At 62.2% G+C, this 26,167-nt stretch carries 25 protein-coding genes; 12 read left to right on the top strand and 13 right to left on the bottom strand.

Annotated elements, in window-relative coordinates; translation table 11 throughout:
* Window positions 1-10: 10 nt before the first annotated feature.
* A complete protein-coding gene (locus PspS04_RS09255) occupies window positions 11-460 on the bottom strand; it encodes a GNAT family N-acetyltransferase (protein ID WP_095169285.1) in 450 nt (149 codons plus the stop codon).
* A 145-nt stretch (window positions 461-605) separates the two neighbouring features.
* On the opposite strand from PspS04_RS09255, the gene PspS04_RS09250 reads away from it, so the two are divergent.
* Window positions 606-1,322 (top strand): SOS response-associated peptidase family protein, encoded by a 717-nt coding sequence (locus tag PspS04_RS09250; RefSeq protein WP_159994752.1) that lies wholly within the window; start codon window positions 606-608, stop codon window positions 1,320-1,322.
* A gap of 96 nt (window positions 1,323-1,418) precedes the next feature.
* Window positions 1,419-1,601 carry a hypothetical protein gene (locus tag PspS04_RS09245; protein WP_095169287.1) on the top strand — a complete coding sequence of 61 codons (183 nt, stop codon included), beginning with the start codon at window positions 1,419-1,421 and terminating at the stop codon, window positions 1,599-1,601.
* A 99-nt stretch (window positions 1,602-1,700) separates the two neighbouring features.
* On the opposite strand, the gene PspS04_RS09240 is transcribed toward PspS04_RS09245, so the two are convergent.
* On the bottom strand, window positions 1,701-1,889 hold the full coding sequence (locus tag PspS04_RS09240) for an SPOR domain-containing protein (protein ID WP_159994750.1): 189 nt from the start codon (window positions 1,887-1,889) through the stop codon (window positions 1,701-1,703).
* Window positions 1,890-2,242: 353 nt separating this feature from the next.
* Between PspS04_RS09240 and PspS04_RS09235 the strand changes: the two genes are divergently transcribed.
* The 3 genes from PspS04_RS09235 (at window position 2,243) to PspS04_RS09225 (ending at window position 3,438) form a co-directional block, all read left to right on the top strand.
* Window positions 2,243-2,671, top strand: coding sequence for a GNAT family N-acetyltransferase (locus tag PspS04_RS09235; RefSeq protein WP_159994748.1), 429 nt, complete (start codon window positions 2,243-2,245; stop codon window positions 2,669-2,671).
* 261 nt (window positions 2,672-2,932) lie between these two features.
* A complete protein-coding gene (locus PspS04_RS09230; protein ID WP_159994746.1) occupies window positions 2,933-3,187 on the top strand; it encodes a type II toxin-antitoxin system prevent-host-death family antitoxin in 255 nt (84 codons plus the stop codon).
* Complete coding sequence (locus tag PspS04_RS09225) at window positions 3,184-3,438, top strand: Txe/YoeB family addiction module toxin (protein WP_159994744.1); 255 nt, start codon at window positions 3,184-3,186, stop codon at window positions 3,436-3,438. The genes PspS04_RS09230 and PspS04_RS09225 overlap by 4 nt, the downstream gene beginning before the upstream one ends.
* 54 nt (window positions 3,439-3,492) lie before the next feature.
* Here the strand turns inward: PspS04_RS09225 and PspS04_RS09220 are convergent, their stop codons facing one another.
* The 7 genes from PspS04_RS09220 to PspS04_RS09190 all read right to left on the bottom strand — a co-directional run bounded on the left by PspS04_RS09220 (window position 3,493) and on the right by PspS04_RS09190 (window position 15,138).
* Complete coding sequence (locus tag PspS04_RS09220; protein WP_095169290.1) at window positions 3,493-5,022, bottom strand: DHA2 family efflux MFS transporter permease subunit; 1,530 nt, start codon at window positions 5,020-5,022, stop codon at window positions 3,493-3,495.
* 66 nt (window positions 5,023-5,088) lie between these two features.
* Window positions 5,089-6,291, bottom strand: coding sequence for an HlyD family efflux transporter periplasmic adaptor subunit (locus PspS04_RS09215; protein ID WP_159994742.1), 1,203 nt, complete (start codon window positions 6,289-6,291; stop codon window positions 5,089-5,091).
* A 15-nt stretch (window positions 6,292-6,306) separates the two neighbouring features.
* On the bottom strand, window positions 6,307-7,782 hold the full coding sequence (locus tag PspS04_RS09210) for an efflux transporter outer membrane subunit (protein WP_159994740.1): 1,476 nt from the start codon (window positions 7,780-7,782) through the stop codon (window positions 6,307-6,309).
* Window positions 7,779-8,252, bottom strand: a complete 474-nt coding sequence (locus tag PspS04_RS09205; RefSeq protein WP_095169293.1) for a MarR family winged helix-turn-helix transcriptional regulator — start codon at window positions 8,250-8,252, stop codon at window positions 7,779-7,781. Before PspS04_RS09205 ends, PspS04_RS09210 begins: the two co-directional genes overlap by 4 nt.
* Window positions 8,253-9,026: 774 nt before the next feature.
* Window positions 9,027-12,698: a translocation/assembly module TamB domain-containing protein gene (locus tag PspS04_RS09200; protein WP_159994738.1), complete on the bottom strand. Its 3,672-nt coding sequence runs from the start codon at window positions 12,696-12,698 to the stop codon at window positions 9,027-9,029.
* A complete protein-coding gene (locus PspS04_RS09195) occupies window positions 12,695-14,422 on the bottom strand; it encodes an autotransporter assembly complex protein TamA (protein WP_159994736.1) in 1,728 nt (575 codons plus the stop codon). The genes PspS04_RS09200 and PspS04_RS09195 overlap by 4 nt, the downstream gene beginning before the upstream one ends.
* A 65-nt stretch (window positions 14,423-14,487) precedes the next feature.
* Window positions 14,488-15,138 carry a GNAT family N-acetyltransferase gene (locus tag PspS04_RS09190; protein WP_095169296.1) on the bottom strand — a complete coding sequence of 217 codons (651 nt, stop codon included), beginning with the start codon at window positions 15,136-15,138 and terminating at the stop codon, window positions 14,488-14,490.
* 174 nt (window positions 15,139-15,312) lie between these two features.
* On the opposite strand from PspS04_RS09190, the gene xthA reads away from it, so the two are divergent.
* Both xthA and PspS04_RS09180 read left to right on the top strand, forming a co-directional pair.
* Entirely contained in the window at window positions 15,313-16,125 is an 813-nt protein-coding gene (gene xthA, locus PspS04_RS09185) for an exodeoxyribonuclease III (RefSeq protein WP_159994733.1), read from the top strand.
* Between the two features lie 79 nt (window positions 16,126-16,204).
* Window positions 16,205-17,542, top strand: coding sequence for a substrate-binding domain-containing protein (locus tag PspS04_RS09180; protein WP_159994731.1), 1,338 nt, complete (start codon window positions 16,205-16,207; stop codon window positions 17,540-17,542).
* 22 nt (window positions 17,543-17,564) lie between these two features.
* On the opposite strand, the gene cobF is transcribed toward PspS04_RS09180, so the two are convergent.
* Both cobF and PspS04_RS09170 read right to left on the bottom strand, forming a co-directional pair.
* Entirely contained in the window at window positions 17,565-18,323 is a 759-nt protein-coding gene (gene cobF, locus PspS04_RS09175; protein WP_159994729.1) for a precorrin-6A synthase (deacetylating), read from the bottom strand.
* Window positions 18,320-18,907: a histidine phosphatase family protein gene (locus tag PspS04_RS09170; protein WP_159994727.1), complete on the bottom strand. Its 588-nt coding sequence runs from the start codon at window positions 18,905-18,907 to the stop codon at window positions 18,320-18,322. The genes cobF and PspS04_RS09170 overlap by 4 nt, the downstream gene beginning before the upstream one ends.
* Before the next feature lie 195 nt (window positions 18,908-19,102).
* On the opposite strand from PspS04_RS09170, the gene PspS04_RS09165 reads away from it, so the two are divergent.
* The 3 genes from PspS04_RS09165 to PspS04_RS09155 are packed head-to-tail and all read left to right on the top strand — an operon-like array spanning window position 19,103 to window position 21,526.
* Window positions 19,103-20,119, top strand: a complete 1,017-nt coding sequence (locus tag PspS04_RS09165) for an arginine N-succinyltransferase (RefSeq protein WP_159994725.1) — start codon at window positions 19,103-19,105, stop codon at window positions 20,117-20,119.
* Between the two features lie 31 nt (window positions 20,120-20,150).
* Complete coding sequence (astA, locus tag PspS04_RS09160) at window positions 20,151-21,251, top strand: arginine N-succinyltransferase (protein WP_159994723.1); 1,101 nt, start codon at window positions 20,151-20,153, stop codon at window positions 21,249-21,251.
* 23 nt (window positions 21,252-21,274) lie between these two features.
* Window positions 21,275-21,526 (top strand): Pathogenicity locus, encoded by a 252-nt coding sequence (locus PspS04_RS09155; RefSeq protein ID WP_095169303.1) that lies wholly within the window; start codon window positions 21,275-21,277, stop codon window positions 21,524-21,526.
* Between the two features lie 153 nt (window positions 21,527-21,679).
* Here PspS04_RS09155 and PspS04_RS09150 read toward each other — a convergent pair whose 3' ends face one another.
* Entirely contained in the window at window positions 21,680-23,593 is a 1,914-nt protein-coding gene (locus PspS04_RS09150) for an RHS repeat-associated core domain-containing protein (protein WP_159994721.1), read from the bottom strand.
* A gap of 130 nt (window positions 23,594-23,723) precedes the next feature.
* The gene (locus PspS04_RS09145; protein WP_159994719.1) at window positions 23,724-24,608 is read right to left on the bottom strand and encodes a LysR family transcriptional regulator; all 885 of its coding nucleotides are present in this window, start codon (window positions 24,606-24,608) and stop codon (window positions 23,724-23,726) included.
* Between the two features lie 148 nt (window positions 24,609-24,756).
* Between PspS04_RS09145 and PspS04_RS09140 the strand changes: the two genes are divergently transcribed.
* Window positions 24,757-25,455, top strand: a complete 699-nt coding sequence (locus tag PspS04_RS09140; RefSeq protein ID WP_095169306.1) for a CoA transferase subunit A — start codon at window positions 24,757-24,759, stop codon at window positions 25,453-25,455.
* A 38-nt stretch (window positions 25,456-25,493) separates the two neighbouring features.
* Window positions 25,494-26,153 carry a CoA transferase subunit B gene (locus tag PspS04_RS09135; RefSeq protein WP_095169307.1) on the top strand — a complete coding sequence of 220 codons (660 nt, stop codon included), beginning with the start codon at window positions 25,494-25,496 and terminating at the stop codon, window positions 26,151-26,153.
* Window positions 26,154-26,167: the final 14 nt, after the last annotated feature.

Here is a 26,167-nt window from a genome sequence, read left to right as displayed (position 1 = left end):
CCCGCCGGTGTCAGGCCAGTGGCCGGCGTTTTTCATAACGCACATCCCGGGCATCCACCCTGGCCACCACCGTCCAGCCCAGGCGCTGATAAAAGCCATTGGCGCGGATTTCCTGACGGCCATCGGTCACCAGGAAAATGCGCTCATGGGCCCGGAACAGTTCGGCTTCGGCGGCGGCCATCAACAGGCGCCCCAGGCCTCTATTTTCATAGGCCGGGCGGACAAACATGGCAAACACCTCGCCTTCGTCCCGGTCAATCATGGAAAACGCCACCGGCCGTTCATCGACCTCTGCGATCCACACACAAGGCCCCTCCTTGATCGCCGAATTCAACACTTGCGCGGTTATACCCAGCGCGTCCATCTGCTCCCGGCTCAAGTGGTTCTGCGCCACTGAAGTGCGAATCTCGAACAGGCTTTCGACATCCTCCACCGTGGCCATTCGCGTGCGCACACTCATCTGCCCATCTCCTGAAGATCGTGCGCCATTGTAGAAAGGCGCCGGGGGCGGGATAAACAGATTGATTGTTGGAGATCTGTAACCCAGGCCAAAACCCTGCGCTCGCCCTTGGACTAAGCTCAAAGCTCCAGCGGAGGGCTTTCCAATGTGCGGAAGACTTTCACAGTACCGCGGCATTCACGACTTTGTCGCAGCCCTCGGCATGCCCAACGCCCTGGTCAACACCCTGGGCGACGATGCACTGGCGCAGTACAACGTCGCGCCGACCACCCAGGTCGCCCTGATTCATCTCGAGGGAGAAACCCTGCACGCCGATCGCGTGCGTTGGGGATGGCGACCCCATTGGTCCACCGACCACGCCTTGCCAATCAACGCCCGGGTAGAAAAAGTGGCCCACGGCGCGTTCTTCCGGGCGATCTGGCCGCATCGCGCCATCACCCCCATCGACAACTGGTTCGAGTGGGTCTACGAAGGCGGTCCGAACAAACAGCCGTACCTGATCCGGCGCCGCGACCGGGCGCCGATCCTTTGCGCTGCCATTGGCCAATACCCGGCGGGTGGGCGCGAGCCGCGAGCCGATGACGGCTTTGTGATCATCACCGCCGACAGCGTGGGCGGCCTGGTCGACCTGCATGACCGGCGCCCGCTGGTGCTGTCGCCGGAACTGGCCCGGGAATGGCTCAACCTGGGGATGCCCAAGGAACGTGCCGAGCAGATGGTGCTGCACGAAGCGGAGCCTGCCGAGGCCTTTGAATGGTTCAAGGTCGACAGTGCCGTGGGCAACGTGCGTAACCATCATCCGGGGTTGATCACACCCATCGGCAAGGTCCTCAGGGGCGGCGATGAAAAGGGTAATGGCTGACCCGCCCGCGCCTGGCGAGTAGCGGGTTTCTCGACTAGCCTGTGCGCGGTATGCCCTGCAGCCCTACTCGTGCACCATCTTGTCTGGGAGACGAAGATGAACCCGATTCAACAGGCCGAGCGGACCTATCGCACCTGGTCCAACCCGATTCTGCTGGAGCTCAAGGAACGCCAGCATCAACTGGCTCCCACCGACCGTCAGGCCCTGCAGAACGTGCTGATAGAGCGCCGACTGCTCGACACCGGCAACCCGACCGGCCCTGACCGGCGCAAATCATGATGGTGCAACAGCGCACCGGTTCGCGATGGACTGCAGCACGCCGCGGGGGATTGAACACGCCTGCGGGTTGCTTGAGGTCCATCGCGAGCCAGCGCGTGCCTAGCGGTTGGCAGTCGGTGCCGTGCGGGGTTTGTAGCCCGGCAGTGAGGCGGCAAATGCCAGCGCCTCTTCCCGGGTGGCAAAGGTGCCGATCCGGTCGCGCTGCGTGCAGACCCGCCAGGGGCCGCTGTTGACGCTCACCAGTTCATAACCGTTCATGTGCATTTTATTTAGCATGGGCATACTCATAGCCACCTCCATTGAAGTCGATAAGCCCGCACTCAACTTACACCCGCCGCTTCTCGTCGTGGACACCAGCGGGTGAACGGTCGAGAGGCCGACGCACGAGCCATACCGCTTTGAGAGGGCCAGCCCGCCAAGGTGCTGGCCAGCGGACGAACGGTCGGGCAGATGAAAATTTCTTCACCCTGCCCGCCCAGTTGGCCCCTTATAGTCAGCACGCACATCCAAGGAACATTCAGCCCGCATCCCCCCATGCGGGCTTTTTTTTTGAACGTAAACGCCCCAGCGACTTTCCTACAACCCGTTCCACACGCTAGGCTGCGCCTGCATCCCCCTTCCCCGACACAAGGACGTCGACCATGCCCGTGCGCATCGAAGTAACCCAAGACCCGCAACCCGCAGAACGCCAGGCCATTCTCGACCCGCTGCGCGCCCACAACATTGCCCATGCCGGTGACGGCCACTATCAGGAAATCGCCTTGCTGGTGCGCGATGAACACAGCGAAGCGATCCTCGGTGGGCTCTACGGGAAAATGTTCTACCAATGGCTGTTCATCGACCTGCTGTCCGTGCAGGAACAGCTACGTGGCCAGGGCATAGGCGCCCGGCTGATGCACATGGCCGAGCAACTGGCCCGGGACAAAGGCTGCATCGGCATGTACCTCGACACCTTCGAATTCCAGGCGCCTGGGTTCTACAGCAAACTGGGCTTCACCGAAGTCGGACGGATTGTCGACTATCCGCCGGGGAGCAAGCGCTACTTCTTCCAGAAGCGCCTGATCGACTGAGCTATAGATCATCTGTAGGAAAACCACCCGGCAGCACCAACGAAGTGCGCCGGGCCTGAGGATGTTTTCGAGTTTTATCCGGCTTTAATCAGATCGAGCCGACATTTTTCAAGGACGCATCCTGGAGACGGTGAAAGAGCAGAAAGCGCTTAATTGAGGTCACTTAACCAAGCCCTGAATTCTTTCCAACCCTCTATAGGTATTCCCTTGCCAACATGTACGCATTTCTGTACGGTTTTTCCATCACGTGAGGATCACAGGATGGAAACCATCAACTACACAAACGCCAGGGCTCACCTGGCAGAAACCATGGACAGAGTCAACGAGGATCGCGCGCCCCTACTGGTAACACGACAGAAAGGTGAGCCCGTGGTGATGATGTCGCTGGCCGAATATAACGCCCTGGAAGAAACCGCCTATCTGCTGCGCACCCCGGCCAATGCCGAACGCCTGATCAAATCGATCAACAGTTTGCGAGCGGGCAAAGCCAAGACCAGGCAGCTCATTGAAGAATGACGATTGTGTTCACCCCTCAAGCCTGGGAGGACTACCTCTGGTTTCAGCAGAACGACAAAGCCGGGCTGAAGCGGATCAACCTGTTGATCAAGGCGACTCAGCGAGAGCCCTTTAGCGGACCAGGCAAACCCGAACCGCTCAAGCATAACCTGAGCGGATTCTGGTCCCGCAGGATCACGGCCGAACACCGTCTCGTATACGCCATGGAGGGCGACGAGTTACAGATCGTGATGTGCCGCTACCACTACTGATCCCCTCCCCCTGGCAAAGTGCTGCGCCCGGCGCTGCACTTTGCCAGACGCCGTTCAATGCCCACTCGCTTCGGGTCCGGCCTTCGCTGAAAACGGCGGTTTGGCCAGCCATACCAGCAGGATCAAACCGACAAACCCCCAGCCCAGCAGCGTGAAGTAGTCCACGGTGGACAGCATGTAGGCCTGGCTGGTCAGGACCTGGTCGAGCTGGGCGTAAGCCGGGGTGCCGGCGCCCCCCAGGGTATTGAGGGCCTCGCGGGTGGCCGGGTCGAAGGTGCTCAGGTGTTCACTCAGGTAGGCGTGATGCTGGTCGGCCCGGCGGATCCAGATCCAGGTGGTCAGAGAGGCCGCGAAGCTGCCGCCCAGGGTCCGCAGGAAGGTCGCCAGTCCGGCGCCGTCGGCGATCTGCTGGGGTGGCAGGTCCGACATCAGGATACTCAGGGTCGGCATGAAGAACAGCGCCACGCCAATGCCCATGAACAGCTGCACCAGCGCTACGTGCTGGAAGTCCACCTCATTGGTGAACCCGGCGCGCATGAAGCAGCTCAGGCCAATCGCCAGGAACGCCAGTCCGGCCAACAGGCGCAGGTCGAACTTGTGCGCGTACTTGCCGACAAATGGCGACATCAGCACCGGCAGGATACCGATCGGTGCCACCGCCAGGCCGGCCCAGGTCGCGGTATAGCCCATTTGGGTCTGCAGCCACTGCGGCAGGATCAAGTTGATGCCGAAGAACCCGGCGTAGCCCAAGACCAGCACAATGGTGCCAATGCGAAAGTTGCGATGGGCAAACAGCCGCAGATTGACCACCGGGTGCTTGTCAGTCATTTCCCAGATCACGAACACCGCCAGGGCAATCACCGAAATGGCCGCGCCAATCAGGATGAAATTCGACTCGAACCAGTCCAGGTCATTGCCCTTGTCGAGGATGATCTGCAATGCCCCCACGCCGACGATCAGGCTGATCAACCCCACGTAGTCCATCGGCTGGTGACTGGTGACCACAGGACGGGCCTTGAGCTGCTGGCGGACCACCATCACTGCGAAGATCCCGATGGGCACGTTGATGAAAAAGATCCACGGCCAGCTGTAGCTGTCGGTGATCCAGCCCCCGAGGATCGGCCCGGCAATCGGCGCCACCACCGTGACCATCGCCAGCAACGCCAGGGCCATGCCGCGCCTGGCCGGCGGATAGACTGCGATCAGCAAGGTCTGGGTCATCGGGTACAGAGGACCGGCCACCAGCCCTTGCAGCACACGAAAGCCGATCAACTCCGGCATCGAGGTGGAAATACCGCACAGGAACGAGGCCAGCACGAACAGGATGGTCGCCCACAGGAACAACTTGACCTCGCCAAAGCGCCGGCTCAGCCAGCCGGTCAGCGGCAAGGCAATCGCGTTGCTCACGGCAAACGAGGTAATCACCCAGGTGCCCTGCTCCGAGCTCACGCCCAAGTTGCCGGAAATCGTCGGCAACGCCACGTTGGCGATGGTGGTGTCGAGCACCTGCATGAAGGTCGCCAGCGACAGGCCGATGGTCGCGAGCAGCAGGCTGGGCGGGGTGAAAGACGCGTTATTGCTCATCGCGAATCCTTTGAATCGAGGCAGGCGCTGCGCCCTGGAGGCGGCGCAGCGGTCGGATTGGCGAAATCAGCGTTGAGCAGTTTTACTCGCCACTGAACTGTTGTCGTGGATCAGGCGACTGATCAGCGCGTCGGCGTCGGCCAACTGGCGCTCATAGATGGAAGTACTGAACGAAGCCTTTTGCGGCGGTTGCTGCGCCAGCACCGGGCCGCTCTGGTCGCGCAGGTCGACCTTGACCAGGGTCGACAGGCCGACGCGCAACGGATGCTTGGCTAGTTGCTCGGCGTTGATGTGGATGCGTACCGGCACTCGCTGCACGATCTTGATCCAGTTACCGGTGGCGTTCTGCGCCGGCAACAAGGCAAACGCACTGCCGGTGCCTGCACCGAGGCTGTCGATGGTGCCGCTGTACTTCACATCGCTGCCATAGAGGTCGGCTTCGATGTCCACCGCTTGGCCGATGCGCATGTCGCGCAGCTGGGTTTCCTTGAAATTGGCGTCGATCCACAACTGGTCGAGGGGGATCACCGCCATCAAGGCCGTGCCCGGCTGCACCCGTTGCCCCAGTTGCACGGTGCGCTTGGCCACGTAGCCGGTGACCGGGGCGATCAGGGTGCTGCGGGCCTTCGTCAGGTAGGCCTGGCGCAATTGCGCGGCAGCCGCCTGCACGTCCGGATGGGAGGACACCACGGTGTCGTCCACCAACGCGCTGCTGGTCTGGAATTGTTGCTGGGCATTGGCCAGGGCGTTTTGCGCCGAGGTCAGGTCATCCCGGGCATGGGACAGTTCTTCCTGGGAAATCGCCCCGCCGGCGGCGAGACTTTTGCGTCGGCTGTAGTTTTCCTGGGCCTTCTGCACTTCCGCCTTCTGCGCATTGACCTGGGCTTTCATGCCATCGACATTGCTGTACAGGCCACGTACCTGGCGCACCGTGCGCGCCAGGTTGGCCTGGGCACTTTGCAGGCCGACTTCGGCGTCGTTGGGGTCGAAGTTGACGAGCACCTGGCCTTCCTGGACCAGGTCGCCCTCGTCCGCGCCGATGCTGACCACGGTGCCGGTGACCAGCGGGGTAATTGCCACCACGTTGCCGTTCACATAGGCGTCATCGGTGCTTTCGTTCCAGCGCCCGTAGAGGTGATGCCAGCCCCAGACGCCGAGGCAGCCCAGGACCACCAGCAGTGTCAGCACCAGCAGCATGAACTTGCGTTTACCGGGATTGCCCGTGTCTTGGGCGGTTTCAGGAGTCGGGGTGTTCTGCACGTTGGCCATGACTAGTACCTTGAATTATTGATTGCGCGTGGCAGGCGCCGGGGATGGGCCGGCCGCAGCCAGGCTGTCGCCATGAAAGCCGCCACCCAGGGCCTGCATCAGTTGGATCGACAGATCGATCTGTTCGGCATTGAGGTTCGCCAACTGACGCTCGGCGCCGAGCAGTTGCTGCTCGATGCTGAGCACGTCCAGGTAGTTGCCGACGCCGGAGCCATAGCGCTCCAGCACGGTGTTGTAGGAGTCCTGGGCAATGTCGGTGGCGTGTTGCTGGGCGACGATCTGCCGACCGACGTCACGCAACTGGGACAGGCTGTCGCTGACTTCCCCCAGCGCCTTGACCAGGCTTTTGTTGTACTGCGCCACCGCCAGGTCGTAGTCGGCATCCTTGGCATCGAGGTCGGCGCGCAGGCGACCACCGTCGAAAATCGGCAGGGAAATCGTCGGGGCGACGTTGAAGAAGCGGCTGGTCGAACCAAACATCGCGTTGCCCAGCAACGACTCGACCCCGGCCGCGGCGCTCAGGTTGAGGTTGGGGTAGAAAGTGGTCTTGCCGGCATCAATACTCTCGCTCGCCGCCTCGACTCGCCAGCGCGCCGCGACCAGGTCCGGGCGGCGGCCCAGCAGTTCGGCTGGCAACACCGAGGGCAAGGCCACGGCGCTGGCTTGCAGAATGTGCGGCCGGGTGATTTCGTTACCCCGATCCGGGCCTTTGCCGAGCAACACTGCGAGGGCGATTTTGGCGCTCTGCAGGTTTTTCTCGGCATCGATCAGCGAAGCCTCGGAGCTCGCCTCCAGGCTCTGGTTCTGCTGGTACTGATACTGGCTGTCGATGCCGGCGCTGAGGCGCCGCTGGCTCAGGGTCAGCAATTGCCGGGTGCGCTTGAGGTCTTCAGTGGCCAGGTCGTGGACGATATGGGCCTGGCCCAGGTCGCTGTAGGCGCGGGCAACGTCGGCGGCCAGGGTCAACTGTGCCGCCTGGCGATCGACCTCGGCGGCCCGGGCCTGGCCCAACGCAGCCTCCCAGGCGTCACGCTGGCCGCCCCACAGATCGAAGGTGTAATTGAAGGTCGCGCCGAGGCTGCGCATGGTGTCGTAGGAGTCACCCTGCAAGGTCGGGTCCTGATACTGGGCCAACCGCTCGCGGCGGATACCGGTGCTGGCATCCAGGGTCGGCATGCGCGCAGCATTCGCCGCACCGGCAGCGGCACTGGCCTGATGGGCCCGGGCGCTGGCGATCTGCATATCCGGGCTGTCACGCAGGGCTTCGCGGATCAACCCGTCCAATTGCGGATCGCCCAGGCTCTGCCACCAGTCGTTTTTCGGCCAGGCCGCCGCCGACAGCGTCACACCGTTGAGGGATTGCCCGGCCTGCAGGGCTTTTGCATCAAGGCTCACACCTTCGGTGGTCAGGCCGCTGTAGTTGGCACACCCGGCCAGGCTCATGGCCATCAGCACCAGGGCCAGTCGGGAACCCAGGGTTTTATCGCTCATTGGTCACCTACCCGCAGCACGGTGATGGGATCACCGGCGGCCAGCAAAATTTTCTTGAGGATGGCTTCCAGGGTCTGCAACTCCTCGGAGTCGAGGGCGCCGGCCAACTGGTTCATCGCGTTGACGCCAATGCCCGGCAACTTGTCGGCCAGCACCTGGCCTTCCTCGGTCAGGCCCAGGCGCACCAGGCGCCGGTCATCTGCACAGCGTTGGCGGACCAGCAGGCCTTTGTGCTCCAGACGGTCGAGCATGCGGGTCATCGAACCGCTATCCAGGGACAGATGGCGGCACAACTCGGCCGGGGTGTCGACGCCGTACTGGGCCATGATGATCAACACCTTGAACTGCGCGGCGGTAATGCCGTGGGGTTCCATGTGGGTGTCGATGATCCGATCCTTGAGCAAGGCGGCGCGCCCCAGCAGGAGACCGAGGTGGCAATTGCGAAAGTTTTCCGGGGAAAAATGTTTCATCTGACGACCTATTGGCTGCCTAGGCAGTGAATATGTGTCGAGATATTACTGCCTAGGCAGTGAATGTCAAAGGAAATAGTTAGCAAGCTTTGCAATTTATAAAATAGGCAGTCGCCGGACCGCTATCGCGAACAAGCGAAGCGCCGCCCGGCTCTCCCACAGGGAATACGACACCAGAAAAAACCAGGCCGACTTTGACGCTTGATCCACCTGCACCGTCGGCAGGATGAGTAAAGGTTTAAATAAGGGAAATCGGTGCGTTGAAGGGCGGCGGGGATTGGGGGATTGCCGAGATCTGTGGTTTGGCGGAGATCGTCATCGCGGGCAAGCCCGCTCCCACAAGGGAACGCGACACCAGGGCAAACAGGCCGGCCGGTAGGCCGCCTCGTCCGCTCTTACCACTCAGGCCGACTGTCAGGTCGCCGTGCTCTGGCTTTTGATCTTGATCCACCCGCCCCTTCGGCAGGCTGAGCGAAGGTGTCCATCAGGGGGGAGGCGCGTAGCGCCGTGCGGCGAAGCCGCATGCATCGAGAGGAGGTGCAGCGAAGCAAACCGTAGGCGATGCCCCCGGATGGATACCGTAGCGAAGGGACCCCGAGCCTTAGCGAGGGGCCGAACGCTGGGGCAAGACTTTTTGGGTACTTTTGTGTCGTTTGACAAAAGTGCCTCGCCGTAAGGGCGAAACCTTAAGCCGCCATTACCGCAGCAACGGATATACCCACAAGACCAAGACCAAACGATAACAGCTCCTTTCAGCTCAACAAGGCCGAGCCCTCAGAAATCCCGCTTATAGAAGATGTCCAACGAACTGGCGATCCCGCTGGCGGCTTCCAGATAGACCTTTTTGCTCAGCTTGTAGCGCAAGGCAATGGTGTTGGCCGGCTCAAACACACCAACGCCATAACGCAGGCTGAGCTTCTCGGTAATGTCACCACTGGCGACCACACTGGTGGCGGTGCCGCTGCCCTCGGTGTCGAGCTGGAAATCATCGATGCCAAGGTTCTTCGCCAAGCTCCCGGTGAGGTCCGAGCTGCCCATCAACCCCAGGCCCAGCGCCGCTTGCGCAAGCATGTTGTTGTCTTCACCGTTGGTGCTCAGCGGACGGCCGAGCACCAGGTAGGACAATGCTTGCTCCTGGCTCATCGCCGGCTCCGAGAAAATCTGCGTAGTCGGCTGCTCGGCGCTGCCGCTCAGGCGGATACCGGCAATGATGTCGTCGGTCTGGCGAATCGCTTCGATGTCCAGGTACGGCTGGTCAATGGGCCCGGCGAACAGCAGCCGTGCACGGCGTACAGTCAGGCGCTGGCCGTAGGCGCGGTAACGCCCGTCGTTGAGCCACAATTCGCCCCGGGTGTCGAGGTTGTCGCCGATATGCACGTGCCCCTTGAGGTTGGCGGTCAGGCCAAAACCGGCAAAGCTGAGCCGGTCTTCGCCGACTATCACTTCGACATCCATGGCCATGGCCATAGGTGCCTTGCCCTCTTCGGTCTGGTGCCCGACGATCACCGTGTCATCGGAGACCTTGACCGTCGATGGTGGCAACTCGCGCACTGTGATCTCGCCCTTGGGCACCAGCACCTTGCCGGTGATCGCCAGCTTGTCGTCCTTGATCGAGATCTTCAGGTCCGGCGCCACTTCCAGGGCCGCGTAGGGTTCGACGCTCACCGGCAGTTGGCTGCCCCGCAGGCTGAGGTCGACCACCAGGGCCTGCCCCCAGTCCACCTGGCCCGTGAGGCTGCCCTGCCCGCTCTTGCCGCTTTTCCAGCCACCGTTGAGCTGCACGCTTTCGCCGGCAATCTGCGCCTGCAACTGCAGGGCCTCGAACCGCGTCGGCAGTTGTGGCCCGGAAATCTCACCCTCGCTCAAGGTCAGGTTACCGTTGACCTTGGGCGCCAATAGCCCACCGGACAAGGTGCCGCTGCCGTTCAGGCGGCCGGCCAGTTTCTCGACCATTGGCACAAACGGCCGCGCCACCGAGAGGTCCAGCCCACTGAGGCGGAACGAGCCGCTCAGGGGTTTGTTTTTAGGCAGCGGGTTGATCTGCGCCTGCACCATCAGCTCACCCAGCTTGCCGCCGACAAAATTCAGTTGGGTGTCGATACGCTTGGGGTTCAGGGTGCTGGTGAGTTTCAGTGTCTGGTAAGGGAAATCCAGCCACTGGTCCTTTTCCTTCATGCGCAAAGTGCCGCCGCTCGCGTCCACCAGCACCTGGCCTTTCGGCCCGCTGGCCGGCAGGTCCAGTTGCACGTCGGCGTTGAGCTTGCCCTGCCAGGCGAAATCCTTGGGCAGCCATTGCGCCAGGCTGTCGATGGGGAATTGCTTGAGGTGATAGCGCAGTTTCGGCTCGGGCATCAGGCGCTGATCCTCGCCACACAAACTGGCGGGGCCAGACGTCCAGCAGTGGGCGCCGAAGGTCAGCTTGCCATCGGCCAGGCGTTCGATTTTCGCCGGCCCCTGCAGTTGCCAGTCCTGGCCGCCGGCCTGAATGTCGCCGCTGGCCAGGCGTCCACGCCAGTTGCCTTGGTCCAGGTTGCCGTCCAGGCCCAGCGCCAATTTCAGCAATGGGCCTTGCAGGTCCAGTTGCAGCTTCTGCTGCTTGAGGGTGCCCGTGCCAGTGGCCGTCAGGGTGCCCAACTGGTTATCGCCGACCGTTATGCCGCTGCCCTTGAGGTCGATCTGCGCCCGTTGTGCGCTGTCGAGAGTGGCGTCGAGGTTGAGGCTTTTCAGGCGATTGTCGTCCAGGGCCAACTGCACACCCTGCAGGGCGAGCTTGCCCTGGGGCGCCTGCACTGTGCCTGCGACGTCGAGCCGGCCATTGAGTTGACCGCGCAACTGCGGCCACAGCTGGCCCAAACGCGGGGCCTTGATATCGAGTTGGCCGCTGAGTGTTTGCTGCAGGCTGGCGCTGCCATCGATGCGGTTCTCGCCCAGGCGGATCTGCAAGGCACTGAGGTTCCAGCGCTCGCCCGCGCCGTCGGCCTTGGCTTGCAACACCGCCGGCTGGCCACGCAGCTTGCCCTTGAGGTCAAGGTCGGCACTCAGGCTCAGTTGTTCATTGCGCATCTCGCCCTTGCTGCGCAAAGGCCCGGCCAGGGTGCCCGGCAGCTCCGCCAGCCAGTACGCCGGGTTGAGCGCCGACAGGTCAAGCGCGGTGTCCCAGGCGATGCCGTCGGCAAACTTCAGGTTCAAATGTCCTGCGGCCTTGCCCTGCCCTGCGACCAATTGCAGTTGCGGCAGGAAGATTTGCGTCAGGTCGCCACTGAACGGGCTGCTCAGGCTGAAGGCCCCGGCCGGACCGTCCAACGCTGCCTTGAAGTTGCCCAGGTAGTTACCGTCGCGGTACGCCACCTCACCGTTGAAGCTGCGCAGCGCCACCTCAGGCTCGTCGATCAGCGGATACAAACGGTGCCAGGGGAAATCCAGCCAGTCGATCTTCGCCTCGGCGACCAGGCCCTCGGACCAATCGATCTGGCCGGTCAGCTTGAGGCTTTGCTGATCGTTGGCGTTGAGATCCAGCCCGGCGATCTGTGCACCCTTGGCGTCGACCTTGCCTTGCAGTAGCAGGGCCACCGGTCCGTCCTCGGCCGGCAAGCTGGCCTTGCCCAGCAGTTGATAGCCGTTTTTCAGGTCACCGCTACCGCTGAGCTCAAGCTGATTGAGTTGCAGGGTGTCCGGCAGGTCGGCACTGGCCTTGAAACCATCGGCGGTAATGCGCACCTTGGCCGGCAGGTTGTCGGCCAGCGGCTGCAGCTCGCCGGTCAGACGGCCTTGCAGGTAACCGCTGCTGTCGGCCTCGAGGTTGAGGGTTTGCAGCAGGTTGCCATTGACCTTCAGCGTCAGTGCCAAGGGCGTGTTGCCGGGCATCGGCATAGTCAGATTGCCGCTGGCACTCAGCGGCCAGTTGCCGGTCGGTTGCAGCAGCCCGGTCAGTTCCAGGTGCAGGTCATCGCGCTGCAGACGCAACGCGTCGATCTGCAACCCTTGCGCCGTCCAGTACGCTACCAGTTGCAGGTCCTTGAGTTGCTCGCTGCCGTCCAGCAGCAGGCTGCCGATTCGCACCTCGCCCAGCTCGATCGCCAGCGGCAGTTTCAACTCCGGCAAGCTGATCGGCCCGCTGCTTGGCTCGGTACTCGGCGCAAACTGCAGGACCACCTGCTCGGCGTGCAATTGCTCGATGCACAGGGTCATGCGCGTCAGGCACAACGGCGACCAGGCCAGCAGTGGCTTGATCAGCTCAACCCGGTCCTGGCCCTGCTGCCACAGCACATGATCGGCACTCCACTGGCCGGCCAGGCGGCCCTGGAAATTCTCCACGCTCAAACCCGGCACCTGACTCAGTGCCCAGCGGCTGCCGGCTTGGGTTCCCAACAGGCTCACCACCGCCAGCAGCACCAGGACCACCAGTGACAGCACGGCCAGCAACGCTATTTTCAAACCACGCTTCACAGCTCAGGCCCCATGGAAAAATGCAGACGAATACCGCCGGGGTCATCCAGCGCATGGGCCAGGTCGAGACGGATCGGGCCGACTGGCGAAACCCAGCGCACACCCATGCCGACCCCAGTCTTGAGACTCGGCAGTTCGAAGTCGTTGAACGAGTTGCCTTGGTCGACGAAGGTTGCGACTCGCCATTTTTCGGCAACCGAGTATTGGTACTCCAGGCTGCCGGAGACCATGTAGCGTCCGCCTACGCGGTCGCCGTCGGAGTTTTCCGGCGACAGGCTCTGGTAGTCATAACCGCGCACGCTCTGGTCACCACCGGCAAAGAAGCGCAGCGATGGCGGAATCGATTTGTAGCCATTGGTGGCCGAACCCCCGATCTGTGCACGCGCGAGGAATCGGTGGTTGTCCAGCACCGTGGTCAGGCCCTTGGCCAGGGCGGTGCCGTATAACAGGTTGTTGTCCGAGCCCAGCCCTTCCTTGGCCACCTTGCTGTCAAATTGCAGGCGATAACCGTTGTGCGGATCGATCCGGTTGTCACTGCGCAGGTAGGAATAACTCACGCCCGGCATCAACAGGTTACTGATCCCCGAGTCATCGCCCAGGCGATACTCCTCGTGCTGCCATTTCAACGAGATCACCCGTTGCCAGCCGCTGGGCAACTTGCTGTGCCATTCCGGCCCCAGGGTCAGCAGTTTGCTCAAGCTGTCGGTGTTGGCCAGTTCTTCATTTTGATAGCCCCCGGCAAACCGCAACTTGTCGGTCAACGGCGGGTCCAGCGGCACGTCGTACCACAGGCCGACGTTCTGCCGTGGCGCCGAGAGCTCGGCCTCCCAGCCATAGCTGTGGCCTTCGGGATTGACCCAGTGGCGTGTCCAGTTGGCCTTGGCTCGCGGCCCGACGTCCGTCGAATAACCCAGGCCCAGGCCCATGGTCCGGGGTTTACGGGTGTCGAGGGTGACGGCCACGGGAATTACATCGTTGGCGGCAGTGGTCGGCGCGGCATCCACCCGCACGGACTCGAAATAGCCCGACGATTGCAGGGCCTGGTTGAGCTCGGCGATCAACTCGGAATCATAAGGCGCGCCACTTTTGAACGGCACCATGCGTTGCAGCAGGTCCTCGTCGAAGGGCGTATCGCCGGCAAAGCTGACCTTGCCCAGCGCATAACGCGGGCCGCTGTCATAGACCAGGTCGATGTCGGCAACACCGGCCCGAGGGTCGACGGAAAGCTTCTGGCTGGTAAAGCGACCACTGAAAAAGCCGAAGCGCGAGGCCTGGTTCTGGATCAGCCGCTTGGCGTCTTCATAGTGGCCGTGATTGAGCACGGCGCCGGGCTTGAGCACGTCGCTCTGGGGCACACGAAAGGACTTGAGGGTCGCGGCTGGTCCCAGAATCTGGATAGTCACGTAGCGCAGGCGTACCGGCTCGCCGGGGTCGATATTCAACACCAGTCGGGGTGACTTGCCGTCTTTGACTTCGCTTTCGATTTGCGGCTGGTAGTAACCCAAGGCCTGGGCGGCCTTGCGCGCCTGCTCCTCGGCACCGCGACTGAAGCGCAACAGGGCTTCTTCATCGCGTTCGCCGAGATCGCCGATATAGCCTTCGATGTTGGCCTTCAGCTCGTCATTGGACGGTTTGATCCTGACGTCCAATTCACTTTGCGCCAGGGCCGCTGCGCTGCTGATCAGCATGAGCACGCCACTGGTAAATCTTCCTGGAAACTTCATAGGCGCGGATGCTATCACGAGCTTGGGAGCGTGATAGAGCGAACATTCTGAACAAAAGTTCGACCTTAGGCTGTTGCGCTATGTAACACCTGCGGATTGGCGTGGAAAAACACGTGCTCAAGTACAGGCCCTACCGCCACCTCGCCAATCTCCTCATACCCCTGACGCTTATAGAACTCCAGATAACGCGGATTCCCGGTGTCGAGCACCACCCCCTGGGAATGCTCGTCTACCGCGCACCAATTGTGCACGGCTTGCAGGAGTTGCTCGCCGAAATGCTGACCCTGGAATTGCGGATGAATCCCCAGCAACGGCAGCACGTGCACCGAGTCCGATGGCACGCAGGCAGCCACGGCCGCGTGATAGTCCAGATAGCGCCGGGTGCAGCGAAAACCCGTGCTGAGCACCATGCGCAGGCGCCAGGCCCAGCTTTCGGTAATGCCCAGGCGCCGCTGCGGCGGCGCGATCAGCGCGATGCCGATCAAGCGGTCATTGACCAGCAGGCCGATGGCGGGCAGATCCTGGAGAAAATGCTGCTTGACCAGTTCGCGCACCGTCGCCCGTACCCGCTGCTCATAGCCGGGGCGCTCGGCCTCAAACAGAAACTTGAAGGTGGGTTCGTGGCGATAGGCCTGGTACAGCAATGAGCGCGCTTCACGCGAGTAGCCGCTGTCGAGCCGATGGATGTCCGCGATGGCGGTCGATGTTTCAGGCATGAGGTTTATCTCCCCTTGGCGCGGCGCAAATGACCCCGCTCTTGTAAGTACGAGCCCGGCACTGCTGTGATCGTTCCCACGCCCACAGACATTAGCAGCGCATAGGAACTACTGCCACGCTGGCTCCGATCCTACATGTCAGCTAGCATCGCAGTTTTGCCAGGACTGCCGACCATGAAGATCGTCTCGTTCAACATCAACGGCCTGCGCGCCCGCCCCCATCAATTGGCGGCACTGATCGAGAAGCACCAGCCAGACGTCATCGGCCTGCAGGAAACCAAGGTCCACGACGACCAGTTCCCGCTCGCCGAAGTCCAGGCGCTGGGCTACCACGTGTATTACCACGGGCAGAAAGGTCACTACGGCGTCGCCATGCTTTCGCGCCAGGAACCCTTGGCGATCCACAAGGGGTTTGCCAGCGATGAAGAAGACGCCCAGCGCCGCTTCATCTGGGGCACCTTCGCCGACGCCAACGGGACGCCGGTGACCATCATGAACGGCTATTTCCCACAGGGTGAAAGCCGCGACCACCCCACCAAGTTCCCGGCCAAGGCGCGGTTCTACAGTGACCTGCAAAACCTGTTGGAAACTCAGTTCAGCAACAACCAGGCGCTGGTGGTGATGGGCGATGTCAACATCTCCCCAGAGGACTGCGACATCGGCATCGGCCCGGACAACATGAAGCGCTGGCTGAAGACCGGCAAGTGCAGCTTCCTGCCTGAGGAACGCGAGTGGATGGCCCGCCTGAAAAACTGGGGCCTGGTGGACAGCTTCCGCCACCTCAACCCGGACGTTGCCGACCGCTTCAGCTGGTTCGACTACCGCAGTCGCGGCTTTGAAGACGAGCCCAAGCGTGGCCTGCGCATCGACTTGATCATGGCGTCCCAAGGTTTGCTGCCACGGATCAAGGCCGCCGGTGTCGACTACGACCTGCGCGGCATGGAAAAACCTTCGGACCATGCGCCGATCTGGCTGGAGCTGAGCTAGGCCGCTCCCTGTCACATCTGCGTAACCTGAATGTCTTAATGTCCCGGCACCTCCCTTGCCCGCCAAAGGTGCCGGCTCCATGTTGCGTGCCCTGTTGCCGCTGCTGTTATGCAGCCTGTTGTCCCCGTCGGCCTTCGCCACCGCATTGCCGCTGCCCGGTAACGGCGTGGTGTTGCGTATCCAGGGTTCCAACACCATTGGGGCGGCTCTGGGGCCGGCACTGGCCAAGGGGTTGATGGAAGAACAAGGTTTGCTCAAGGTGCACAGCGAACCCCAGGACAACCCCAACGAACAGCGGCTGGTGGGCCAGACGGCCCAAGGGCAACGGGTGATTATCGACATCGCCGCCCACGGCTCCAGCACCGGTTTCCTCGCCCTGCACACCACCAGCGCCGATCTGGCAGCCTCTTCGCGCCCGATCAAGGACAGCGAACTGGTGGCACTGGAAGGCCTTGGCGACTTGAAAAGCCCTACGGCCGAACAAGTGATCGCCATCGACGGCCTGGCCATTATCCTGCACCCGCACAACCCGTTGAACCAGTTGAACACCGAGCAACTGGCGCGGATTTTCAGCGGCGAGGTTCGCACCTGGGAAGAACTCGGCGGCGTCGGCGGACCGATTCATCTCTACGCGCGCGATGATCAGTCGGGCACCTACGATACCTTCAAGGACCTGGTACTCAGTGGCCGCGGTAAAACCCTTGCCCGCTCGGCAAGCCGCTTCGAATCCAGTGAACAGTTGTCCGACGCCGTCAGCCAGGACCGCCAGGGCATTGGTTTCATCGGCCTGCCCTACGTGCGCCAGGCCAAGGCGGTGGCGATCGTCGACGGTGCCTCGCAGCCCATGCTGCCACTCACCAGCCTGATCGCCACCGAGGACTATCCACTGTCGCGGCGGCTGTACTTCTATGTGCCACCGACCGCGCGCAATCCCTGGGCCACGGCACTGATAGGTTTTGCCCAAAGCCGCCAGGGCCAGGCGCTGGTGGCTGCCAACGGGTTTGTCGCGCAGACCGTGCACGCCATGGATGTCACGGCCAGCCGGCAGATGCCCGAGGGTTATCAGGCGCTTGCCGCCAAGGCGCAACGGCTGACGGTCAACTTTCGTTTCGAGGAAGGCAGCGCCAGCCTCGACAACAAGGCACGCCAGGACCTGTCCCGGGTACTCGACTACCTCAAGCAGCACGGTAAGCTCGACAGACAGGTGAGCCTGGTGGGATTCGGTGACGCCAAGACCGATCCGGAACGCGCCGCCCTGCTCTCGAAACTGCGGGCCATGGCGGTACGCCGTGAACTGGTGAAGAACGGCGTGGTGCTGCGCGACATTCGCGGTTTTGGTGCGCAGATGCCGGTGGCCGCCAACAGTGACGACGAAGGCCGGATCAAGAATCGCCGGGTCGAGGTCTGGGTCTACTGACGCCCTGGCCGGTGTACGGCAGCTAGTCGGGCTGGCGGATCAGGTAGGTGTCCATGATCCAGCCGTTGGCTAGTCGCGCCGCCTGCCTGACCTGCTCGATCTGGTCGGCGACGTCCTTGAGTTTACCGGCGATGAGGATTTCATCCGCGGTGCCCAGGTAGGCGCCCCAGTAGATTTGCTGCTCCTGATCCACCACCTGCTGGTAGGCATCTTGCGCGTCCAGCATCACCACCAGACTGTCGGCCGCACTCACCTGCCCCGCTGCCAGGCGCCGCCCGGTGGTGATCTCGACGGCGCCGCCGATGCGGTTCAACGCCACTTTGTGCCGCGCCGCCAGGGCCTGGACGCTGCTGATACCGGGGATCACCTCGTAGTCAAAGGTGCAGCGACCAGCGTCGAGAATTGCCTGCAGGATACGCAGGGTGCTGTCGTACAAACCCGGATCCCCCCACACCAGAAACGCCGCGCATTCATCGTCGGCCATTTGCTCGTTGATCAGCCGCTCGAAGGTCTGCTGCTTGTCGCGATTGAGCGCCTGCACACTGGCGCTGTAGTCGAGAGCATCAGGCCTGCGTTGTGGACTGTGGGCCTCGACGAAACGGTAACCCGGCTGACTGATATAGCGGGCACAGATTTCCCGCCGCAGGTCGATCAGGCTGTCCTTGCTCGGGCCCTTGTCCATCAGGAAAAACACATCGACCCGGTTCAATGCCTTGACCGCTTGCATCGTGATGTAGTCAGGGTCGCCGGCACCAATGCCGATCACCAGGAGCTGCTTCATGTCAGGGGTTCCTCGACGGGCGCGCCACTGTCCATCAGGCGCAGGCGCCAGCGGCCGTTGAAGCGCAGTTCGGTGGCGGACAAGGGTTCGACATCAATCATCTGGAAGGCGCTGGGCGAGCACTGCAACACATGGATCATGGCTGCACGAATCACCCACGGGTGAGTCACGGCCAGGTAATGCCCGGGGTGACTGCCCAGGCTGTCGAGCCAGCACCCAACCCGCTGGATCAGTTGCGCGACTGACTCACCGCCATGGGGTGCCGAATGCGGATCGTCGAGCCAGGCCTGCAGCGCCAGTGGCTCGTTTTGTTGCAGGTGGTCGATGGACAAGCCGCGCCAACGACCGAAATCACAGTCATCCAACGCCGGCACATGGCGCAGGTCATTGCCGAACAACGCAGCGGTCTGCCGCACGCGCGTCTCGCCACCGCCGAGTAATAGCGGGGGCCGCTTGAAGGCGCCGGCGCGACTGCCGCGGGCCGCCTGCCAGTCCATTTCCAATGGTTCGTCCAGAGGCAATCGCGCCCGCTTCTGGGCGACGGTGCGGGCGTGGCAAATCAAGGTCAAACGGGTTACCGACACGCAGGTTCACTCGCAGGCTGTGACAGGAAAAACTCGCCGAACGGCTAGCATAATGCTGCGTCACCTGGGGATGATCAACTAGTATGGCCCGCGGTCGACGGAGGTTGACCCAGCGCACTTGCAACGCGTGGAACCCGACAGTGATCGTCAAGCCTGGCCAGCGTGGCCCGGTCGTTCTGATACAGGAGTTTATCCATGCTGGTCCTACGCCCAGTCGAGCCATCCGATCTGCCCCAGTTACAGCAACTGGCGCGAGAGAGCCTGGTAGGGGTCACGTCCTTGCCGGACGACAGCCACTGCCTGCTGCAGAAAATCCGCGACTCCCAGCGCTCGTTTGCCAGCCCGGTACAGAGCAATGGCCGGGAGAACTACTGCTTTGTCCTGCACGACCTGGAGCACCAGCGTTTGCTCGGCTGCGCGGAAATCGTCGCCACCGCCGGCTACCAGCAACCGTTCTACAGCCTGCGCAACCGCCCCTTCATCAGCGCGTCCCGGGAACTGAACGTACACCATGGCGTACCGGCGCTGTCGTTGTGCCAGGACCTCAGCCCCCACACCCTGCTGCGCGGCCTGCACATCGACGCAGAACTGCAGCACACGGCTTTCTGCGAACTACTCTCGCGAGCCCGGCTGATGTTCATTGCCGCGCATCCCCAACGGTTTGCCGAAGCGGTGATTACCGAGATCGTCGGCTACAGCGACGCGGCGGGCGAGTCACCCTTCTGGAATGCCCTGGGCAAGCACTTTTTCAACCTGTCCTACGTCGAGGCCGAACGCCTCTGTGGGCTGCAGGACCGCAGTTTTCTCGCCGAGCTGATGCCCCATTATCCGATTTATGTACCGATGCTCACGCCAGACGCCCAGGCATGCATTGGCCGGGTCCATCCCGCGGGCCAGGAAGCCTTCGACATCCTCGAGCGCGAAGGCTTCGAAACCAACAGCTACGTCGACCTGTTCGACGCCGGCCCGACGCTGTTTGCACGCACCCCCAGCATCCGCTCGATTGCCCACAGCCGCACGGCGACCGCCCGCCGAGGCACCGCGCACGCGGGCCAGACCACCTACCTGATCTGCAATGACGCCGTGGATGACTTTCGCGCGATGGTGGTCGAACTGGACTGGAGCGCCGACGAGCCGGTGACCCTCGACCCCGCCACCCTGGCGGCCTTGCATCTGACTGACGGCAGCCCGCTGCGATTGGTCGCCCTATGAGGCCGGTGTTGAGTGGCCAGGGAACCGGCCGATGATCGTGCGCCCGGTACACAGCGGCGACCTGCCGGCCGTGCTGGCCTTGGCACAATGCGCAGGCCCGGGGTTCACCAGCCTGCCGGCCAATGAAGAGCGCCTGGCCCACCGGATCCGCTGGGCCCAACGGACCTTTGCCAGTCAGGTTGAACGGGCGGACGCCGACTACCTGTTCGTGCTCGAGGACGACGACCAGCAAGTGCTCGGGGTCAGCGCGCTGGGCGGCGCCGTAGGCCTGCGCGAGCCCTGGTACAACTACCGCGTCGGGCTGACAGTCAATCGGTCCGCCAGCCTGGGCATCGAACAACAGTTACCGACGCTGTTTCTCAACAATGACATGACTGGCCAATCGGAGGTCTGCTCGTTGTTCCTGCACCCGGCGCATCGCCTGGGCCACAACGGCCGACTGCTGTCGCTCGCACGCCTGCTGTTTGTCGCCGAGTACCCGCAGTTGTTCGGCGACAAACTGATTGCCGAGTTACGTGGCAGCGCCGACGCGCAAGGGTGTTCACCGTTCTGGGACAGCCTGGGTCGACACTTTTTTCGACAAGATTTCCGGCATGCCGATCATCTGTCGGGGCTGGGCAACAAAACGTTGATCGCCGAGTTGATCCCGCGTCAGCCGCTGTACACCTGCCTGCTCACCGAACAGGCCCGGGACGTCATCGGCAAGCCCCATGAAAACGCCGAGCCGGCCCGCAGGATCCTGGATGCCGAGGGGTTCGTCCATCAGGGTTATGTCGACATCTTTGATGCGGGACCGGTGATCGAAGCCCCGGTCGGGACTATCCGCGCGGTGCGCGATAGCCAGCCGCTGAGCCTGTTGATCGGTTCACCTGATGACCAGGCGCCGGTGTGGCTGATCCACAACCGCCGCCTGGAAAACTGCCGCATCACCGTCGCCCGCGCACAGCGTGATGGCAGTAACCTGCTGGTGGATCGGTCGACCGCCCGCCGCCTGCAATTGCAACCGGGCAACCTGGTGCGCGCGGTCGCCCTCTACGCCGAACAGCAACAGACTGCAGCAGCAGTCCTTTCAGGGGCAGCAGGTTTATCCCAGAAGCACACGCCATCGTCAACGAGCATTGCGCTACAGTAACGCTCACCAAAAAAGGAGCCCCTATGGGATTTTCAACGGAAGAAAAACAAACACTGTTAAGCGTCAAGGGGGTCGGCCCGACAGTGGTCCAGCGCCTTGAACAACTGGGGTTCACCACCTTGCTGCAACTGAGCCAGGCCAATGCCCGCGAAATCGTGGTCCAGGCGTCGGCAGTGGTCGGCTCCACCTGCTGGAAGAACAGCCCGCAGGCACGTGCCGCGATTGAGGCGGCGATCGCCAAGGCACGACAAACCAGTGATGCAAGCCAGGCCTGAATGCTGGCAGATTGACAACAAAAAACCCGCATCTGGCGGGCTTTTTGTCTATGGGGTCAAATCCTTTTGTCCGTTCAATCTGCACCTGCGAATGTCAGAATTTCGTGAAAAAAAGCCCCCGTGCAGGAAAAAAGGACAGACGGCCCTCCCTCCTCACCACCGCTCACCGATGCCTCGTATCAGGGCTTGCGGCAACTGCGGCTCAGCCTCATCCACCACGGCCTTGGCCAACGGATCATGCACCTGCAGTAGCGGCTTGCGGCCATCACCTCCCGGGCAGCTGCTGAGTCCCAGGGGGTTGACCCAAGTCGTTGGATTCACTGCGTACTGATAGGCGTTGAGGCCAGCCGCCAGGCGGTTCGGGGCCGGTGTCAGGTAACGCCCCAGGTGCGGGCAGTAGTAGCGATGGCGGTTGTAGTGCAAGCCCGTTTCCTCGTCGCAGTACTGCCCCTGGAAACGCAGCGGCTGCTCCACAGGCTCGTGGCCCAAATGCTCAAGACCGACTATTTGGCCGCCGGCCTGATAGGCCGCCGCCCAGGCAATTTCGCCATGGCTGTCCGTCAATTCCTGGGGGGTGCCGAGATGATCGAGCTGGTAGTAGAACCGGCGGCTATCGCCTGCAGCGCCTCTCTCGACCAGGGCCAACGGGCGGAAAGTGTCGGGTTCATAAAGATAGTGACGTTGATGATCGCCGCTGATTTCGCCAACCAGCCGTTGCCCTTGCCAGACGAACTCGGTGGTACTGCCATCGACAGTCTTGGCACTGCGCCGGCCAAAAGGGTCATAGCGGTAGCTGGCCCGGCTGCCATTGGGCAGGACCACCGCGCTCAAGCGATGCTGGCAGTCATAGTGGTAATGGGTCACCTGCGCAGGTTGACCGTCTCGGCGTACGCGGATCAGGTTGCCAAAGGCATCGTAGTCGTAATGGCAGTCGCCAGGATCCGGTAGGCGATTGCCACACGGGTCGTACGCGAACTGTTGCCCCGGCGCGCCCCGTGAGTGTCGCACCCGGACCAGGCGGTTGCCGGCGTCGTAATAAAAACTGCGCTGACCGTGGTGGCTGTCGGCGATGCTCGCCAGGTTGCCGCTGACCCCATAACTGTAGTGCCGCAAGTACAGCGCACGCTCTGGCTGATTGACGGCGTGGGCCTGCAGGCGACCCCGTGCGTCGTAGTGATACTGACTGAGCAACCGGCCCTGTTGGCGCTGCTGCTCCTGCCCATGCTCGAAGTGATGGCTGGACAGCTGCTCGCCGTTGTAACCAATGGCTGCGAGGCTGCCATCGGTGGCGAAGTGATAATCGACCCAGTGGTTGTCCGGTAACTGCATGCGCTCGAGCTGGCCGCTAACGTTGTAGCTGTAGCGCAAACAGGCCCAGCCCTGCTGCTCGCTGAGCAGCCGTCCCTGCAGATCGTAGGTGAAGATCAGTGGCCAGTCGCTGTCATCGTCGACTCGGCTCAGGCGCCCCTGTGGGTCGTAGTCATAGGCCACCCGGCTGGCGTCGGGCAATGTCTTGAGCAGCAGGCGCCCCGTCCTGTCACGCTGGTACGCCGTCACCAGGGCACAGCCGTCAGTCGCCCATTGGCTTTTCTGCAGCAGATGGCCCTGGTGATCATAGGCAAATGTGAAGCGCCGTCCGTCAAAAGTCCGCTCCTGCTCGATCCGCCCATTGGCGCCCCGCTCCAGCCGATACACCTCACCGACTGGGTTTTCGATCTCCGACAACAACCCACTGCTGCGGTCATGGCGATAGCACAACTGGCTGCCATCCGGATTGATCCGTCGGCTGATCAGGTGCAGGTGGCGGTCGTACTCGTAACGTGTGACCTGGCCCAGTTCATCCTGCTCGGCACTGACCTTGCCGTAGGCGTTATAGCTGAAGGTCCGGGTGGCACCATCGGCCGCCAATACTTGTTGCAATCGGCCCTCGGCGTCGTGTCGGTAGCGGGTGACCTGGCCATGGGGGTCGATCTGTTCGCAGATATCGCCATGGGCATTGCGCCGGTAGGTCCAGCACAGGCCGTCGACGGTCAAGATAAAGCAGGGTTCATGGGCAGGTATGAGCATCCGTTGTCTCTCTGCAGAACGAGGGTCAGTGATTCTGCGCGAGCGTCCAGAAGTGTTGAACGGGTCGGGGTAAAATCAGAATTGCCCTGGACGATTCGAGACCCATCGTGCAGGTATCAGGGCACAAGGACTACAGACGTACCTCACCCTTGAGGATGTCGAACAGCGCCTGGGCGGCTGCCGACAGTTCGTGGCCGGGCTTGGTCAGGATGCCGATGGCGCGCTCGACCACCGGTTCACCCAAGGTGATGCAATGGGCACCCAGTTCGCGCATTTGCGCGGCACACAAGGCTGGCACGGCGCTGACCCCCAGGCCGCTGGCGACCATGCGCCCGACCGTCGCCAGTTGGTGACTTTCAAAGGCCACCGGCAGGCGGGTCTGGCGCGCTTGCAGGTGCTCTTCGAGCATCACCCGCACCGTCGACGGACGCTGCAAGGTAATGAAGGGCTGCTCCAGCAGGGTGTTCCAGTCGATTTCGCTGAGACCGGCCAGCGGCGAATCACTGGGCATCACCGCGACAAAACGGTCGACATAGAGCGCCGTGAACTGCAGCGATGAACTCTGCATCGGCTCGAACGCCACGCCCAGTTCCACCTGACGGTCGCGCACCATCTCCAGCACCTGCTCGTTGATCACGTCGTTCACCGTGACGTTGACTTTCGGGTAACGCGCGCGGAAGGTCTTGAGGATCGGCGGCAGCAGGTTGCCGGCAAACGAAGGCATCGCCGCCAGGGTCACTCGCCCGCGCTGCAGGGTGAAACGCTGGCGCATTTCGTCCTCGGCGTTGTCCCAGTCGGCAATCAGGCGCCGGGCCAGGGGCAGCAGGGACTCGCCTTCGGGGGTCAGCGCGACATTACGCGTGGTGCGGCTGAACAATCGTCCGCCGAGGCTTTCTTCCAGGGCCTTGATGGTCAGGCTCAGCGCCGACTGCGACAGGTGCAGCCGCTCACAGGCCACGGCGAAGCTCAAACTCTGGGCCACGGCGAGAAACGCGCGGATCTGCTTGACGGTCATCTGCGTTCCTTATTATGAAGTACGTCACGGATTAACGAGTTTTATCTATTAATCCACCTTAAAAATCAACTTATCAAATGAATCGGATGGCGCAACACTCAACCCCATACGGCTAGCCAGCCGCCCACAAAGAATAAAAGAGGTGCATATGGCAGGTTTCGACAAGCGCGTGAGTTCCTATGAAGAGGCCCTCGCCGGCCTTGAAGACGGCATGACCGTGATCGCTGGCGGCTTCGGCTTGTGCGGCATTCCGGAAAACCTGATTGCCGAGATCAAACGCAAGGGCACGCGCGACCTGACCGTGGTTTCCAACAACTGCGGCGTCGACGGTTTTGGCCTCGGCGTGCTGCTCGAAGACCGGCAGATCAGCAAGGTGGTGGCGTCCTACGTCGGTGAAAACGCCCTGTTCGAGAAACAACTGCTGAGCGGCGAAATCGAAGTGGTGCTGACCCCACAAGGCACCCTGGCAGAAAAAATGCGCGCTGGCGGCGCAGGTATCCCTGCATTCTTCACTGCTACCGGCGTCGGCACGCCCGTGGCCGAAGGCAAGGAAGTGCGTGAGTTCCATGGCCGCCCGTACCTGATGGAAGAGTCCATCACCGGCGACTTCGCCATCGTCAAAGGCTGGAAAGCCGACCACTTCGGCAACGTGGTCTATCGCCACACCGCCCAGAACTTCAACCCGCTGGCTGCCACTGCCGGCAAGATCACCGTGGTCGAAGTCGAAGAGATCGTCGAGCCTGGCGAGCTGGACCCTGCGCACATCCATACCCCTGGCATCTACGTTGACCGGGTGATCTGCGGCACGTTCGAAAAACGCATCGAACAGCGCACCGTGCGCAAGTGATCCACGCCCCCAGCCCGACGAACAACGGAGAATAAAAAATGGCTCTTACCCGCGAACAAATGGCTCAACGCGTCGCCCGCGAAATGCAGGACGGCTACTACGTGAACCTGGGCATCGGTATTCCGACCCTGGTTGCCAACTACATTCCCGAAGGCATGGAAGTCATGCTGCAGTCGGAAAACGGCCTGCTCGGCATGGGCGCTTTCCCGACAGATGATCAGGTCGACGCCGACATGATCAACGCCGGCAAACAAACGGTGACCGCGCGTATTGGCGCATCGATTTTCTCTTCCGCCGAATCCTTCGCGATGATTCGCGGCGGCCACATCGACCTGACCGTGCTCGGCGCGTTCGAAGTCGACGTACAAGGCAACATCGCCTCCTGGATGATCCCGGGCAAACTGGTCAAGGGCATGGGCGGCGCAATGGACCTGGTAGCCGGTGCCGACAACATCATCGTCACCATGACCCACGCCTCCAAGGACGGTGAGTCCAAGCTGCTGAGCCATTGCAGCCTGCCACTGACCGGCGCCAACTGCATCAAGCGGGTCCTGACTGACCTGGCCTACCTGGAAATCGAAAACGGTGCCTTCATCCTCAAGGAACGCGCACCGGGGGTCAGCGTCGAGGAAATCGTCAGCAAGACTGCCGGTAAACTGATCGTTCCCGAACACGTTCCCGAAATGCAGTTCGCCTGAACCCTTTGAGGAGA

Origin of the sequence: Pseudomonas sp. S04, from assembly GCF_009834545.1 — a bacterium.
In the GTDB taxonomy this organism is placed as follows: domain Bacteria; phylum Pseudomonadota; class Gammaproteobacteria; order Pseudomonadales; family Pseudomonadaceae; genus Aquipseudomonas.
Note: the sequence above shows the minus strand (reverse complement) of the source record. Positions and strands in the feature narration are given on the sequence as shown.

What these genes read in the sequence shown, in the direction of transcription:
- PspS04_RS09255 (WP_095169285.1), bottom strand. Translation starts at nt 460, where the DNA reads ATGAGTGTGCGCACGCGAATGGCCACGGTGGAGGATGTCGAAAGCCTG.
- PspS04_RS09250 (WP_159994752.1), top strand. Translation starts at nt 606, where the DNA reads ATGTGCGGAAGACTTTCACAGTACCGCGGCATTCACGACTTTGTCGCA.
- PspS04_RS09245 (WP_095169287.1), top strand. Translation starts at nt 1,419, where the DNA reads ATGAACCCGATTCAACAGGCCGAGCGGACCTATCGCACCTGGTCCAAC.
- PspS04_RS09240 (WP_159994750.1), bottom strand. Translation starts at nt 1,889, where the DNA reads ATGAGTATGCCCATGCTAAATAAAATGCACATGAACGGTTATGAACTG.
- PspS04_RS09235 (WP_159994748.1), top strand. Translation starts at nt 2,243, where the DNA reads ATGCCCGTGCGCATCGAAGTAACCCAAGACCCGCAACCCGCAGAACGC.
- PspS04_RS09230 (WP_159994746.1), top strand. Translation starts at nt 2,933, where the DNA reads ATGGAAACCATCAACTACACAAACGCCAGGGCTCACCTGGCAGAAACC.
- PspS04_RS09225 (WP_159994744.1), top strand. Translation starts at nt 3,184, where the DNA reads ATGACGATTGTGTTCACCCCTCAAGCCTGGGAGGACTACCTCTGGTTT.
- PspS04_RS09220 (WP_095169290.1), bottom strand. Translation starts at nt 5,022, where the DNA reads ATGAGCAATAACGCGTCTTTCACCCCGCCCAGCCTGCTGCTCGCGACC.
- PspS04_RS09215 (WP_159994742.1), bottom strand. Translation starts at nt 6,291, where the DNA reads ATGGCCAACGTGCAGAACACCCCGACTCCTGAAACCGCCCAAGACACG.
- PspS04_RS09210 (WP_159994740.1), bottom strand. Translation starts at nt 7,782, where the DNA reads ATGAGCGATAAAACCCTGGGTTCCCGACTGGCCCTGGTGCTGATGGCC.
- PspS04_RS09205 (WP_095169293.1), bottom strand. Translation starts at nt 8,252, where the DNA reads ATGAAACATTTTTCCCCGGAAAACTTTCGCAATTGCCACCTCGGTCTC.
- PspS04_RS09195 (WP_159994736.1), bottom strand. Translation starts at nt 14,422, where the DNA reads ATGAAGTTTCCAGGAAGATTTACCAGTGGCGTGCTCATGCTGATCAGC.
- PspS04_RS09190 (WP_095169296.1), bottom strand. Translation starts at nt 15,138, where the DNA reads ATGCCTGAAACATCGACCGCCATCGCGGACATCCATCGGCTCGACAGC.
- xthA (WP_159994733.1), top strand. Translation starts at nt 15,313, where the DNA reads ATGAAGATCGTCTCGTTCAACATCAACGGCCTGCGCGCCCGCCCCCAT.
- PspS04_RS09180 (WP_159994731.1), top strand. Translation starts at nt 16,205, where the DNA reads ATGTTGCGTGCCCTGTTGCCGCTGCTGTTATGCAGCCTGTTGTCCCCG.
- cobF (WP_159994729.1), bottom strand. Translation starts at nt 18,323, where the DNA reads ATGAAGCAGCTCCTGGTGATCGGCATTGGTGCCGGCGACCCTGACTAC.
- PspS04_RS09165 (WP_159994725.1), top strand. Translation starts at nt 19,103, where the DNA reads ATGCTGGTCCTACGCCCAGTCGAGCCATCCGATCTGCCCCAGTTACAG.
- astA (WP_159994723.1), top strand. Translation starts at nt 20,151, where the DNA reads ATGATCGTGCGCCCGGTACACAGCGGCGACCTGCCGGCCGTGCTGGCC.
- PspS04_RS09155 (WP_095169303.1), top strand. Translation starts at nt 21,275, where the DNA reads ATGGGATTTTCAACGGAAGAAAAACAAACACTGTTAAGCGTCAAGGGG.
- PspS04_RS09150 (WP_159994721.1), bottom strand. Translation starts at nt 23,593, where the DNA reads ATGCTCATACCTGCCCATGAACCCTGCTTTATCTTGACCGTCGACGGC.
- PspS04_RS09145 (WP_159994719.1), bottom strand. Translation starts at nt 24,608, where the DNA reads ATGACCGTCAAGCAGATCCGCGCGTTTCTCGCCGTGGCCCAGAGTTTG.
- PspS04_RS09140 (WP_095169306.1), top strand. Translation starts at nt 24,757, where the DNA reads ATGGCAGGTTTCGACAAGCGCGTGAGTTCCTATGAAGAGGCCCTCGCC.
- PspS04_RS09135 (WP_095169307.1), top strand. Translation starts at nt 25,494, where the DNA reads ATGGCTCTTACCCGCGAACAAATGGCTCAACGCGTCGCCCGCGAAATG.